Genomic DNA, 13,205 nt, shown 5'->3' with positions numbered 1-13,205 from the left:
GGGAGCATGATGAAGGCGGGCGGTTTTCCATACGTTGTACCGATGCTGTTGCTGTCGGTGGCGTTCTTTGCGACGCCGCTCGCCGTCCTCGTCGGTTTCAGCTTCACAGGCCCGGACGGGGCCACGCTGGCCAACTATGGCCGGTTCTTCGGGGACGCGTTCAATTTTCGCGTCCTCGTCAATACCGCCCGGCTGGGCCTGGAGACGGTTCTTGCCACGACGCTGCTCGGGGTGCCGATCGCGCTTCTCTACTGGCATAGCGGCAAGACGGCGCGCCAAGTCATCATCTTCCTGACGCTCATTCCCATGCTGACCAGCAATGTGGTACGCACCTTCGCCTGGATCGTCATCCTCGGCCGGCAGGGGCCGATCAGCGAGGCGCTGCTCGGGCTCGGGCTGATCGGTCGGCCGATGACCCTGATGTTCACCGAACTCGGCCTCGTCATGGCCATGTGCCAGATCGACCTGCCGCTGATCATCCTGCCCCTAGTCGCCATCCTGTCGCGCACGCCGGTTCAATATACCGAAGCAGCACAGGTTTCCGGTGCCGGTCCATGGCGCATCTTCGTCACCGTACTCGTCCCGCTCATGCTGCCGAGTCTGCTGGCCGGCTGGATACTGGTCTTCGCCAGCACCAGCAGTTCCTTCGTCACACAGGTCGTTATCGGTGGCGCGCGCAACGTCTATGTGCCGCAGTTGATCTACCGCGAGGTCGGCACGCTGTTTGACTGGCCACTGGCTTCGGCGATTGCCGTCGTGCTGCTGCTCTCCACCGGTTGCCTGCTCGTCACAATGACCATGATTTCCCGTCACAGGAGGCTTGTCGGCCATGGCTAATCCCAAGCTTACTCATAGGCGTGAAAATCCCATCCCCGGTCTGCTATACAAAGTTATCGTTTTCGGTTTCGGCACCTTCGCCGTGATCTATCTCGTCGCGCCGATCGTCATTGCCCTGACGATGTCCTTCACCTCGGGCCAGACCTTGAAATACCCGCCTGAAGGCTTCTCGCTTCGCTGGTATGAGGCGCTGCTCGATCCGGTCCGCTCGGCAACCGAACATGCGGCTGCCTTCAATTCGCTGAAGATCGCAGGCCTTGCGGTTATGGGCTCGCTGCTCTTTGCCGTACCCGCGACCATCGGCATGAGCCGGATGCGCAAGGGGACGGTCGGCGCGATCGAACCTTTGCTTCTGTCGCCACTCGTCCTGCCCAGCCTCGTCTATGGTCTGGCAGCCCTGATCGTCGCCAATTTCATCGGCTTCCAGCCGTCGCTCTGGCTGACCGTCGCCGGCCATGTCGTCGTCTTCGGGCCGCTGATGTATCGCGCTGCCTCCGTCGTCGCGCAGGGTCTCAATCCGTCGCTCGCCGAGGCATCGACCGTGATGGGCGCATCCTGGTTCACCACGCTTCGCCGGGTGACGCTGCCGCTCTTGATGCCGGGCATTCTTGCCGGCGCGTTCCTGGTCTTCATCCAGTCGCTGGACAATGTCTCGGTCTCGCTCTTCCTCGCGGATGCCGAAACGACAGTCCTGCCGCTCCGGATGTTCGCGCTGATCGAGGAGTCGCTCGACGTCCGCGTCGCCGCGATCTCGGGCATCCTCATCGGTCTCACCCTGATCGTCATGCTCGTCGCAAGGCGCGTTCTCGCGCCGCGGCAGGCCTGATCAAGCTCAAGAATAATCTGGAAGGAAACACTCTATGACCCCTAGCGCAACCAAGTCAGGATCCTACCGCGTCGGATCGCTGCTGGCCGATTTCCAGCCGGACTTCGATTTCGACGCGCCGCTGCCGCTGCCGGTCGAGGAATTCGAGGATCGCCTGCGCCGCATCCGCCGCCAGGCCGTGGAAGCCGGCCATGATGCGCTGATCGTCCATACCGGCGGCGTCGGCTGGTTCCACACGTCAAACCACTATCTGCGCTATATCTGCGACTGGATGCGCGAGGGTGTGCTGATTATCCCGACCGATGCCGACAAGCCGCTGACGCTGCTCTCCTTCTTCACCCAGTCCGTGCTTCTGCCGCCGGGCGGCGAGCCGGTGCTGGTTGAGGACATCTGGCAGATCGGTCCGATCGGCCGCGAATATGCCGACCGTCCCGGCGACAGCGTCGTCAAGACCGCCGAGAAGTGCGCCGATCTTCTGGCCGGCATGGGGCTCGCGAAGGCGCAGATCGGCCGCATCGGCGACCGCACCTCGCTGACCTTCTGGGCGGCGCTCGAAGAACTGATGCCGAAGACGAAGTTCGTCGCCGACAACGCCATCCTCGACCGGATGCAGAAGGTCCGCTCGCCGCGCGAGATCACCATGTTCCGCGCCGCCGCCCAGCTCATCAGCATCGCCACCCAGGCTGCCTATCATGTTGCGAAACCCGGCGTCACCGACCATGAAATCTACGCCGCCTTCACCCAGGCGCAACTCTCCTACGGCGGCGAGACCGGCGACGGCTACCAGATCGGCATCAACGAGTTCGGCACCCATTGCGGCAAGCCCTACGGCCATGTCGTGCGGCCGGGCGACCTGATCAACCTCTATGTCTCGAATGTCACCTATCGCGGCTACACCGCCCAGACCGCCCGCATGATCGCGGTCGGCGGGATCACCAAACGGCAGGAAGAGGTGCTCGAAGCCTGCACCGAGGGCGTCAAGCGCGCTGAAAAGCTGATCCGCCCCGGTGCCCTGATGCGCGACGTCAACAACGCGGCCTTCGAGCCAATGATCGAGCGCGGCATGCTGACCTCGCCCGAAGCGCGCACCATGCCCTACAACTGGGCTCCGATGGACGATGGCAGCGCCCGCCTCATCCCGCGACAGTATGTGAAGAACATCGACTGGGAGGCGCAGGGCCGCAAACTCATGCACGTCTACCCGGCGACGCACGGGCCACATAATCCCAACCTTGGCCACTCGGTCGGCATGGCCGGAGGGCAGAACAGCTTCAACATCTCCTCCCACAATTACGACCGGATGGAAGAAGGGATGGTCTTCGTGCTCCATACGCAATGGCTGGAGCCGCTTTCGGCCGGCTGCAATGTCGGCGACATGTATGTCGTCACCAAGGATGGGTTCGAGAACCTCTCCCGCCATACTCCGCTTGAAACCCACCGCATCGCTGCCGAGGCCTGATATGACAGACCACACCCATTTCGCCTTCGCCACGCTCACAGAACGCGAGCGCTATAAGATCCTGATCGGCACCGTGATTCCGCGCCCGATCGCGCTGGTGACGACGGTCAGCAAGGACGGCCAGCCGAACGCCGGCCCGTTCAGCTTCTTCAATGTTCTGACCCACGATCCGGCAATCGTCGCCATCGGCGTAGAGAACTATGCCGACATGCGGTTCAAGGACACCGCCCGCAACGTCCGGGAGACCGGCGAGTTCACCGTCCACATCTGCGATAATGCACTGGTGGATCAGATGGAGGTCTGCGCCATCAAGTTCGGCCCGGAGGTGAACGAGATGGAGGAGGCGGGTCTTGCGACCATGCCCGGCCAGATGGTGCGAAGCCCCCGTATCCTCGCGGCCCCGGCCGCACTTGAATGCCGCCGTCACACAACTCTGCAGGTCGGCCCGGCCCGCGAGATCATCCTCGGCGAGGTCGTCGGCGTGTTTGTCCGTAGCGATGCGGTCAACGCATCAAACCTGCATATCGATCAGCAGATGATGGATGCGGTTGGCCGTATGGGTGGCCACACTTATGCCCGAACGCGTGACCAGTTCGATATCAAGACGCCGACGCTACAGGAGTGGGAAAGCCGGAAGGCGGGTGAGCAGACGGCGGCGTAGTGAGCTTCCGGCCGATCATCCGAGCTTTTCTGTGATCGGAAAATTGAAAATTGAGTGAAAGACGGCTGCCCGGACAGGAATGAACGAAAGCGGCGGGTATGTGCGGCCGCCGATAGAAGATGAGTTTCTGCGGCGAGTGAGTTCTTGACCTCGTGGCGCACTGCCATGACGAAACCCCTGTCTTCGCCCGAAGGGGTCGGTTGCGGGGCGCTAGTGCCTGGTTCACCAGTGGGCGTCAGTTCTTGGCATCAGGTCGCCAATATGCCAAAACGAAATCCGGCATGAGTCAACAAATCAATGGAGAGAATTGGCTGGGGAACCTGGATTCGAACCAAGATCGACGGAGTCAGAGTCCGCTGTTCTACCATTGAACTATTCCCCAGCAAGCGAACCGGCGGGCGGTTCGGCTGGTGTGCGGCGCTTATAAACAAAAGCCCGGCGATTGCAAATACCTGTTTTGAAAAAAATCGGCCTTCTCAGGCCGGCGGTGAAACTCTTCCGCAAAGCCCTCTGTCAAAAAAGAATTTGGTGATTTTGGCGGGCGCTGATATTCTTGCGGCAACGCAAAAATCAAACGAGCGCCTGCTGCATACCTCCGGGACTTGCGCGGCGCGGTGGAAAACAACGTGGAAGACCCCGAAGGCGGCGCGAAGCCGCAATTTGACGGGGCGACGGCGGCAGGGCGCAGGGACGGCAAGAAGTCCAGGCGTCGCAAGGGCAAGCGCGGCGGGCAAACCCGCAGCGTCGCCCATCCCGCTTCGCATGAGTTCCCCGGCAGTGCCGGGCAGCCTGCGCGCCCCATGGAAGATGCGGCCGGACATCCGGCTCGCAAGCGCAAGCGCCGTCGTCGCGGCGGTCAAGGCGCTTCGCAGGATAGTTCAGTTCAAAACCAGAAGGTGGAACAGGACGCGGCAGCCGCCCGGCCCGACAGCGAACAGGCATCGAGCCGGCGCAACCGCCGGAAGCATCGCGGCAAGCGCGGGCTGCAGGGCCGGCCGCTGTCATCGGCAAAGCCTTCCCATGTGCCCCTGCAGGAAAGCCGCGTCGAAGAGACGGTGCGCAGTGCCGTCCCGCGCGAGATGCAGAACGGCGCCGGCGCCGGCCGCAAAGGCCGCCAGGAGAGCCACGGTCACCAGGGGGATCGTCAGGCCGGCGAGCACGCATGGCCGGAAGAACTCTATGCCGCGCTCGATCTCGGCACCAATAATTGCCGTCTGCTGATAGCCCAGCCGACCCGGCCGGGCCAGTTCCGCGTCGTGGATGCCTTTTCCCGCATCGTACGGCTCGGCGAGGGTCTTGCCGCCAGCGGCCGTCTCTCCGACGAGGCGATGGAAAGGGCGATCGAGGCGCTGAGGATCTGCGCCGGCAAGCTGAGGAACCGGGAGATCCGCCGCATGCGGCTGATCGCCACCGAGGCCTGCCGTCAGGCGGTCAACGGCGCGGAGTTCCTCGGCCGCGTTGTCGCCGAAACCGGCCTCGAGCTTGAGATCATCGACCGGGAGACCGAGGCACGCCTCGCGGTCTCCGGCTGCTCCTCGCTCGTTGGCCGCGAGACTCGTTCCGTCGTCCTCTTCGATATTGGTGGCGGCTCGTCGGAGATCGCCGTCATCCGCATCGGCGATAGTCGCTTCAGCCGGCTCGCCAATCACATCACCCATTGGACCTCGCTGCCGGTCGGCGTCGTGACGCTGTCGGAGCGTCACGGCGGGCGCGACGTCACGCCGGATGTTTTCGAAGGCATGGTGCGCGAGGTCGAAGCCATGCTCGGATGCTTCGACTGCCCGGAGATCGAGATCGCCCAGACTGGCGATTTCCACCTGATCGGCACGTCGGGCACGGTGACGACGCTTGCCGGTGTCCATCTCGACCTGCCGCGCTATGACCGGCGCAAGGTCGATGGCATCTGGCTCTCGGATGACGAGGTCTCCGCCATGCAGGCGAAGCTTCTCTCCTGGGATTTCGAAAGCCGCGCCGCCAATCCCTGCATCGGGCCGGACCGGGCCGATCTGGTGCTTGCCGGCTGCGCCATTCTGGAGGCGATCCGCCGCCGTTGGCCGAGCCCGCGCATGCGGGTCGCCGATCGCGGCTTGAGGGAAGGCCTGCTCACCGACATGATGGCCGATGACGGCGTGTGGCGGCGCCATCGCAACCGCCGCGGCCAGCGGGCGAAATAAGGGGAAGGGCATGACAAAGGCACCGATCGCGGGAAACCGCACCGGCCGCAAGCTCGGCCAGCGCGTCAAGAACAAGAAGATGAAGGCGTCCTCCCGCCAATGGCTGCAGCGCCACATCAACGATCCCTATGTGCAGCGCGCCCAGCTCGAAGGCTATCGCGCCCGCGCCGCCTTCAAGCTGTTGGAGATCGACGAGAAATACCACATCCTGCGCGGCGCCAGGCGCATCATCGATCTGGGTGCGGCTCCCGGCAGCTGGTCACAGATCGCCGCCAAGGTCACCGGTTCGACGGATGAGGACGTGCGTGTGGCCGCGATCGATTTCCTCGAAATGGCCCAGCTTCCCGGCGTCAAGATCCTGCAGCTCGACTTCCTCGATCCGAGCGCGCCGGAAAAGCTGATGGAGGCGGTCGGCGGCACGCCCGATCTCGTCATTTCCGATATGGCCGCGCCGACCACGGGCCACCACAGAACCGATCATCTGCGCACCATGCATTTGTGCGAGGTTGCGGCCCATTTCGCCGTCGAGGTGCTGGGAGAGGGCGGGCATTTCCTCACCAAGACCTTCCAGGGCGGCACCGAGCGTGATCTGCTCGCCATGCTGAAGCAGAATTTCCGCCAAGTCGTCCATGTCAAGCCGAACTCGTCACGCGCCGAATCGGTGGAGATGTTCCTGCTGGCCAAGGGCTTCAAAGGCCGCAAAGCGGAAGCTGACGCAGAGCAAGCTTGATCTCGGGTCCATCCCGGTTGATGATGATCCCATGCTTCTCTACATCACGCTCGGAACCAACGATCTTCATCGCGCAGGTCATTTCTATGACGCCGTGCTGGGTGCGCTCGGCTATCGTCGCCAGCGTCATACAGAAGAGGAGATCGGCTATTCCGCCGAAGGCGACACGCGCTGCCGCTTCTGGGTGGTGACGCCGTTCAATCGCCACCGGGCGACTGCCGGTAACGGCGCCATGGTGGCACTTGCGGCCGAAACGCGGGCGGCTGTCGATGCCTTCCACGCAGCCGCGATTGCGGCGGGCGCGGCGGATGAAGGCGGGCCTGGCCTGCGCTCCTACCATGCCCATTTCTATGCGGCCTACGTCCGCGACCTCGACGGCAACAAGCTTAGTGCAGTCTGCGAACGTCCCGAATAAAGCCCGGCCTATTTCACCATCGATTGTTCGGCTTCGATGGCCGACGGCTTCACGCCTCTCGAGCGATGGCGGGAAACGAGGGCGCCAGCGTTGCGATCCATGCGGACGAAGGGAATGGTCGCAATCACCGTCAGTCCGGCAAAGATGTAGAAAGCCAGATGGAAATCGGCCACATCAAGCGCCTCGCCCCTGATATAGATCGAGGTCTCCAATATTGCGGCCGCCACCGCGACGCCGAGCGCCAGGCTGACCTGCTGCATGACGGAGCTCATCGATGTCGCCTGGCTGGCTTCGGCATCATCGATATCGGCGAAGGCAAGCGCATTGACGCCGGTGAACATGAAGGAGCGGGAGAAACCGCCGAGAAGCAGCACGCCGATGATGACGAGGTGCGGCGTTGCCGGCGTGAAGAAGCCGGTGATGACGGTCACAAGCGTCGTCACCATGGCGGCGCCGACGAGTGTCGTGCGAAAGCCGGTGGCGGCGAAAACGCGCTTGGCCATGAACTTTGTGGTGATCGCCCCGATCGCCCCGGCAAAGGTGATGAGGCCGGATTGGAACGGCGTCAGCCCGAAGCCGAGCTGCAGCATCAGCGGTGTCAGGAACGGCATGGCGCCGACGCAGATTCGAAAGAGATTGCCGCCCATGGTCGAAGCCCGGAACGTCGGATTTTTGAACAGGTTGAGGTTGAGGATCGGCGCTGGGTGGCGCTTCGCATGGCTGATGTAGAGGACGCCGCAGGCAAGGCCGATAAAGGTCGCGGTGATGCCGATGATCGGCGGCAGGGCCGGCAGGCTGACCACCGACAGGCCGAAGACGACGCCGGCGGCTGAAAGCGAGGTGAGCACGAAGCCGGTGAAATCGAGCTTCGGCGGCGCGATCGCTTCCACCTCCGGCAGGAAGATCGTTGCAAGCCAGATGCCGATGATGCCGACCGGCACGTTGATCAGGAAGATCCAATGCCAACTGAAATAGGTAGTGATGAAGCCGCCGAGCGGCGGGCCCGTGAGCGGGCCGACCAGCGCCGGGATCGTCAGCAGCGCCATGGCGGAAACCAGATCGCTGCGCTTCGTCGTGCGCACCAGCACCAGGCGGCCGACCGGCGTCATCATCGCGCCGCCCATGCCCTGCAGGAAGCGGGCAAACACGAATTCGACGAGATTGGACGAGAAGGCGCAGAAAATCGAGCCGATGACGAAGACGGAGATGGCAAGCCGGAAAATCTTCTTGGCGCCGAACCTGTCGGCCATCCAGCCGCTGACCGGGATGAACACCGCCAGCGCCACCATGTAGGAGGTCAGCGCCAGCTTCAGCGTAATCGGCCCGACATTGAGATCCCCGGCGATTGCGGGCAACGCCGTCGAAATCACGGTGGAGTCCATCTGCTCCATGAAGAGAGCGACGGCAAGGATCAGCGGGACGATGCGGTTCATAGGCGGGAGCCTTGATAGGCTGCGGATTGGAGCAGGAAAGGCATTTGCTGTGTAGACTCACTTCCCGGGCCTGCCAATCCTTCAATCCGCTTCGATGGAACGTTTGGTTCACGTCTGCGTGAGATGGCTTGCCCGACATCCTTCCCTATCAACATTGACCTATGTTCACCTACCCGGGCAGGAAATACGGCCAGATCGTCGGGTCGGCGCGATGGCGCGCCGCGCATCAAAGGGGAGTGGACATGGCAATCTCAACGCCAATAAGGCGGCGCACGTTTTTTGCCACAGGCCTCGGGCTGCTGGCTGCGCCGGTGATTTTAAGAGAGAAGGCCGTGGCGGCCGCGACTGGAGAAAGCAGCAATATGAATGCAATGCCTTTGCCCGAGATCGATCAATTCAAGCTCGGTTCCTATAAATTCACAGTGGTGCGCGATGGCATCAACATCTCCGAAAAACCCTATGAAACCTACGGCACCAATCAGGATCCCGAGACGGTCAAGGCATTGCTGACTGCAAACTTCCTGCCGGCCGACAAGCTCCTGAGCGGCTATACGCCTGCCCTCATCGATACCGGCGCGGATGTCATTCTTGTCGATACCGGCTTCGGTGCAGCGGGGCGGGCGCGTGGCGCCGGCCGGCTTGCCGAAGGCTTGAAAGCCGCAGGATACTCGGCCGACGACGTCACCCTCGTGGCGCTCACCCATCTGCACGGCGATCATATCGGCGGTCTCATGGAAAATGGCGCAGCCGCCTTCAAGAATGCCCGCTATGTCATCGGTCAGGCCGAATATGATTTCTGGTCGAACAAATCACGCGAAGGCACGCCCGCCGAAGGCGGCCACAAGGCCGTGCTTGCCAACCTGACGCCGCTCGTCGAAAAAGCCACCTTCATCAAGGACGGTGACAGCATTGCGCCCGGCATGACGGCGATGCTGGCCGCCGGTCACAGCCCGGGCCACATGGTGTTCCATGTGGAATCCGAGGGCAAGCGCCTGGTGCTGACAGGCGATACGGCCAACCACTATATTCTGTCGCTGCTGCGCCCGGATTGGGAAGTGCGCTTCGATATGGACAAGGCGCAGGCGGCGGCCAGCCGCCGTAAGGTTTTCGACATGATCGCCACCGACAAGATCGCCTTCCTCGGTTACCACATGCCGTTCCCCGCGGTCGGTTTCGCCGAAAGGCAGGATGGCGGCTATCGCTTCGTGGCGAAGACCTATCAGTTCGACATTTGATCTACCGCATGTCGTCCGGAAGTGTGTAGCGGTTCCGGGATAACGACATGCGTAAAAACAAAGAGCTAAAGCGCATCGCATGAATGAAGTTTGACGCGATGCGCTTTCCCGCGCCGCGCGTCTTGGCAGACGCGCAAGGGACGCTGTAACACTTTGAATCTACGCATCGTGCTTTCCGAAATCGATTCCGATTTTCGGGCCGATGCGGTAGATGCATGGCTCCCATGACGATCCGGCGGCCACGCCGGGCTTTTTGCTATTTCCTTCCTGTCATAGACGTGTTACCAGCCCTCGCCAACTTCCAAGCAACTCATGCACACCGCCGGGGCGGACGATTCGTTTCCGGGACGGGTTGCATTTTCTTAACTGAAGGAATTTGGCCATGGCCCGCATCATTGAAACGGCAACCGGCGCGGACGCGCTTACCTTCGACGACGTGCTGCTGCAGCCCGGCCATTCCGAGGTCATGCCCGGCCAGACGAATATCGCAACCCGCATCGCCCGCGACTTCGATCTCAACATCCCGATCCTCTCTTCGGCCATGGATACCGTCACCGAGAGCCGGCTGGCGATCGCCATGGCCCAGGCCGGCGGCCTCGGCGTCATCCACCGCAACCTGACGCCGATCGAGCAGGCCGAAGAGGTCCGCCAGGTGAAGAAGTTCGAAAGCGGCATGGTCGTCAATCCGGTCACCATCGGCCCGGAGGCGAAGCTTGCCGAAGCGCTCTCCCTGATGAAATCGCATGGCATCTCCGGCATCCCGGTGGTCGAGAAGTCCGGCCGCCTCGTCGGCATCCTCACCAACCGCGACGTCCGCTTCGCCTCGGATCCGGAGCAGAAGATCCATGAGCTGATGACCAAGGACAATCTGGTCACGGTCAAGGAGAGCGTCGATCAGCAGGAAGCCAAGCGCCTGCTGCACTCGCATCGTATTGAGAAGCTGCTGGTCGTCGACGCCGAAGGCCGCTGCGTCGGCCTCATCACCGTCAAGGATATCGAGAAGTCGCAGCTGAACCCGAACGCCTCCAAGGATGCGCAGGGCAGGCTTCGCGCCGCCGCCGCCATCAGCGTCGGCGATGACGGCTTCGAGCGGGCCGAACGCCTGATCGAGGCCGGCGTCGACCTTTTGGTCGTCGATACCGCCCATGGCCATTCGCAGCGTGTTCTCGATGCTGTCGCCCGGGTCAAGAAGCTTTCCAACTCGGTCAGGATCATGGCCGGCAACGTCGCCACCTATGACGGCACCCGAGCGCTGATCGATGCCGGCGCCGACGCCGTCAAGGTCGGCATCGGCCCGGGTTCGATCTGCACGACGCGCATTGTCGCCGGCGTCGGCGTTCCGCAACTCGCCGCCATCATGTCGGCCGTCCAGGCCGCCCAGGATCAGGATGTGCCCGTCATCGCCGACGGCGGCATCAAATTCTCCGGCGACCTTGCCAAGGCGATCGCCGCCGGTGCTTCTGCCGTCATGATCGGCTCGCTCCTCGCCGGCACCGACGAGAGCCCAGGCGAGGTTTATCTCTACCAGGGCCGTTCCTTCAAGGCCTATCGTGGCATGGGCTCCGTCGGCGCCATGGCCCGCGGTTCGGCCGATCGTTATTTCCAGGCTGAGGTGCGCGACACGCTGAAGCTCGTGCCCGAAGGCATCGAGGGCCAGGTGCCGTACAAGGGACCGGTCTCGGCCGTCGTCCACCAGCTCGCCGGCGGTCTCAAGGCGGCCATGGGTTATGTTGGCGGCAAGGACCTGAAGGATTTCCAGGAGCGCGCCACCTTTGTGCGCATCTCCGGCGCCGGCCTTCGCGAAAGCCACGCCCATGACGTGACGATCACCCGCGAGAGCCCGAACTATCCTGGCGCCGGCCTCTGATCATGAAGGCGGGCAGCGCAATTCCGCTCTGGATCGTCGCGCTGCTCGCCGCCCTTTGCCTTGCCGTGCTCGCCTGGACGACCTTCGGCTTCGTCGTTCCTTTCAAGCACGAAACCGGGCAGGCGGTGCTCGACACCTACTTCGCCGGCTACGACGAATCGACCGTCTTCCACATGCAGAAGCTGCTCGATGAAAATAAGACGGCGGCCAAACTGCTCAGCGCCATGTATTTCGGGCCGGAGCTGATCTTTCCGGCATTGCTGACGGCGCTGCTGTTCGTCGTCTTCCTCAGGCTTGGTCCCGTCGGCTCGTGGTTCGGCCGGTCACTTCATCCGCTCATAGCCAAGGCGATCTCTCTGCTGCCTTTCATCTACGGCATCTCCGACTACGGCGAGAACATTTCCAGTCTGATTGCCTTCGGCAACAGCGCGTCCGCAGGTCTTGCAATGCACGTGCTGCCGTGGATGACGCGGTTGAAATTCGCAAGCCTCGCTATCTGCTTCATCGTCGCGGCCCGGCTTGCAATTGCCCGTTGGCTGTCGCCACGCCAGGACTGAAGTGGCTATCAGCTCCTTCGCCGCCAAACCGGATTTGACAGTCTCGCCATCATGAAATCGGAAAGTACCTCGACCTTCGCTGGCCGGTTCCGCGCGGAAGGTGTGACGAAATACAGTGCGCCGGTCGGCAGTGTCCAGTCGGGAAGAATCGGCTTCAGCCGGCCGTCTATCAGATAGTCATGCGCGAGAAACTCCGGAAGTTCGATGATCCCGAGGCCGCTTAGCGCCATTGGCACCAAGGCTTGCGAATTTGTGGCCTTGAGAGAGCCACTTGGCACGATGACCTCCTCCTTGCCTTCACTGTTGCGCAGGCGCCAGACATCCTGTCGCGCCCTATAGGCGTATCCCAGGCAATGGTGAGCCGCTAGGTCGCGCGGATGTTCCGGCACGCCGTACCGGTCGAGATATGCGGGTGCAGCGAGAATGAAGCGATCCACCGGCGTCAGCCTTCGCGCGACCAAGGACGAATCCGGCAGTACTGCGATTCTGAGCGCGGCATCAAAACCCTCTCCCACGATATCGACGACGGCATCGCTCATGTGCAGGTCGATGGAAATCTCCGGAAAGCGCTCGAAAAAATCAGGCAGGACCGGGGCAAGCCAGCGCGTCCCGAAGGCCATCGGTGCGGCAAGCCTGATGAGACCCTTCGGCCGGGTGGCAATCTCCCGGGCAGCGTCCTCCGCCCTCTCGGCCTCGGCATAGATTCGTGCGGCGCTATCGACCAGTCGCAGGCCGAATTCGGTCAACGCCAGCTGCCGGGACGTCCGGTTGAAGAGCCTGGCGCCGAGTCTGTGCTCAAGACGGCTGACGGCTCGCGAAACGGTCGGCACCGACACGCCGAGCGTCTGCGCAGCCCGAAGGAAGGAACGCTCTTCCGCGACCTTCGCAAACATCGCCAGACCCTCGAAATCGGGAAACTTTGTCATTTCATTCCTGAAACAATGGCTTTCAACTCTTTCTATTCCGCAACGATGCTTTCGTCCATATCTCAGCTTCAGTCGAACCAAGGAG

Annotated in this window: 12 protein-coding genes and 1 tRNA gene; 10 read left to right on the top strand and 3 right to left on the bottom strand. The window is 62.5% G+C overall.

The annotated features are described in order from the left end of the window. Positions 1 to 6: 6 nt before the first annotated feature. From HJC04_RS17415 to HJC04_RS17400, 4 genes are read left to right on the top strand one after another with little or no spacing between them, the layout of a single operon-like run. Positions 7 to 837, top strand: coding sequence for an ABC transporter permease (locus tag HJC04_RS17415; protein ID WP_210629097.1), 831 nt, complete (start codon positions 7 to 9; stop codon positions 835 to 837). Then, a complete protein-coding gene (locus HJC04_RS17410; protein ID WP_221146714.1) occupies positions 830 to 1,663 on the top strand; it encodes an ABC transporter permease in 834 nt (277 codons plus the stop codon). Before HJC04_RS17415 ends, HJC04_RS17410 begins: the two co-directional genes overlap by 8 nt. A 34-nt stretch (positions 1,664 to 1,697) precedes the next feature. Next, positions 1,698 to 3,122 (top strand): Xaa-Pro peptidase family protein, encoded by a 1,425-nt coding sequence (locus HJC04_RS17405; protein WP_221146713.1) that lies wholly within the window; start codon positions 1,698 to 1,700, stop codon positions 3,120 to 3,122. Position 3,123: 1 nt separating this feature from the next. Continuing rightward, positions 3,124 to 3,783 (top strand): flavin reductase family protein, encoded by a 660-nt coding sequence (locus tag HJC04_RS17400; RefSeq protein WP_210629094.1) that lies wholly within the window; start codon positions 3,124 to 3,126, stop codon positions 3,781 to 3,783. Between the two features lie 308 nt (positions 3,784 to 4,091). Here HJC04_RS17400 and HJC04_RS17395 read toward each other — a convergent pair. Then, a tRNA-Gln gene (locus HJC04_RS17395) sits at positions 4,092 to 4,165 on the bottom strand. Between the two features lie 244 nt (positions 4,166 to 4,409). On the opposite strand from HJC04_RS17395, the gene HJC04_RS17390 reads away from it, so the two are divergent. Genes HJC04_RS17390 through HJC04_RS17380 form a run of 3 tightly spaced genes read left to right on the top strand, consistent with a single transcriptional unit; the run spans position 4,410 to position 7,102 of the window. After that, the gene (locus HJC04_RS17390; RefSeq protein WP_210629077.1) at positions 4,410 to 5,957 is read left to right on the top strand and encodes a Ppx/GppA phosphatase family protein; all 1,548 of its coding nucleotides are present in this window, start codon (positions 4,410 to 4,412) and stop codon (positions 5,955 to 5,957) included. A 10-nt stretch (positions 5,958 to 5,967) separates the two neighbouring features. After that, on the top strand, positions 5,968 to 6,687 hold the full coding sequence (locus tag HJC04_RS17385; protein WP_064681032.1) for an RlmE family RNA methyltransferase: 720 nt from the start codon (positions 5,968 to 5,970) through the stop codon (positions 6,685 to 6,687). 31 nt (positions 6,688 to 6,718) lie between these two features. Next, a complete protein-coding gene (locus HJC04_RS17380; protein ID WP_210629076.1) occupies positions 6,719 to 7,102 on the top strand; it encodes a VOC family protein in 384 nt (127 codons plus the stop codon). Positions 7,103 to 7,110: 8 nt separating this feature from the next. On the opposite strand, the gene HJC04_RS17375 is transcribed toward HJC04_RS17380, so the two are convergent. Further along, positions 7,111 to 8,535: a DHA2 family efflux MFS transporter permease subunit gene (locus HJC04_RS17375; protein WP_221146712.1), complete on the bottom strand. Its 1,425-nt coding sequence runs from the start codon at positions 8,533 to 8,535 to the stop codon at positions 7,111 to 7,113. 242 nt (positions 8,536 to 8,777) lie between these two features. On the opposite strand from HJC04_RS17375, the gene HJC04_RS17370 reads away from it, so the two are divergent. The 3 genes from HJC04_RS17370 (at position 8,778) to HJC04_RS17360 (ending at position 12,194) form a co-directional block, all read left to right on the top strand. Further along, the gene (locus tag HJC04_RS17370; RefSeq protein WP_221146711.1) at positions 8,778 to 9,770 is read left to right on the top strand and encodes an MBL fold metallo-hydrolase; all 993 of its coding nucleotides are present in this window, start codon (positions 8,778 to 8,780) and stop codon (positions 9,768 to 9,770) included. 382 nt (positions 9,771 to 10,152) lie between these two features. Beyond that, positions 10,153 to 11,637 (top strand): IMP dehydrogenase, encoded by a 1,485-nt coding sequence (guaB, locus tag HJC04_RS17365; protein WP_210629073.1) that lies wholly within the window; start codon positions 10,153 to 10,155, stop codon positions 11,635 to 11,637. 2 nt (positions 11,638 to 11,639) lie between these two features. Next, on the top strand, positions 11,640 to 12,194 hold the full coding sequence (locus HJC04_RS17360) for a hypothetical protein (RefSeq protein WP_221122505.1): 555 nt from the start codon (positions 11,640 to 11,642) through the stop codon (positions 12,192 to 12,194). Between the two features lie 8 nt (positions 12,195 to 12,202). On the opposite strand, the gene HJC04_RS17355 is transcribed toward HJC04_RS17360, so the two are convergent. Next, on the bottom strand, positions 12,203 to 13,120 hold the full coding sequence (locus HJC04_RS17355; RefSeq protein WP_210629071.1) for a LysR family transcriptional regulator: 918 nt from the start codon (positions 13,118 to 13,120) through the stop codon (positions 12,203 to 12,205). Between the last annotated feature and the right edge of the window lie 85 nt (positions 13,121 to 13,205).

It is taken from the genome of Rhizobium sp. NLR8a (genome assembly GCF_019685235.1).
Classification (GTDB): domain Bacteria; phylum Pseudomonadota; class Alphaproteobacteria; order Rhizobiales; family Rhizobiaceae; genus Rhizobium.
This window is presented reverse-complemented; position numbering and strand designations above follow the sequence as displayed.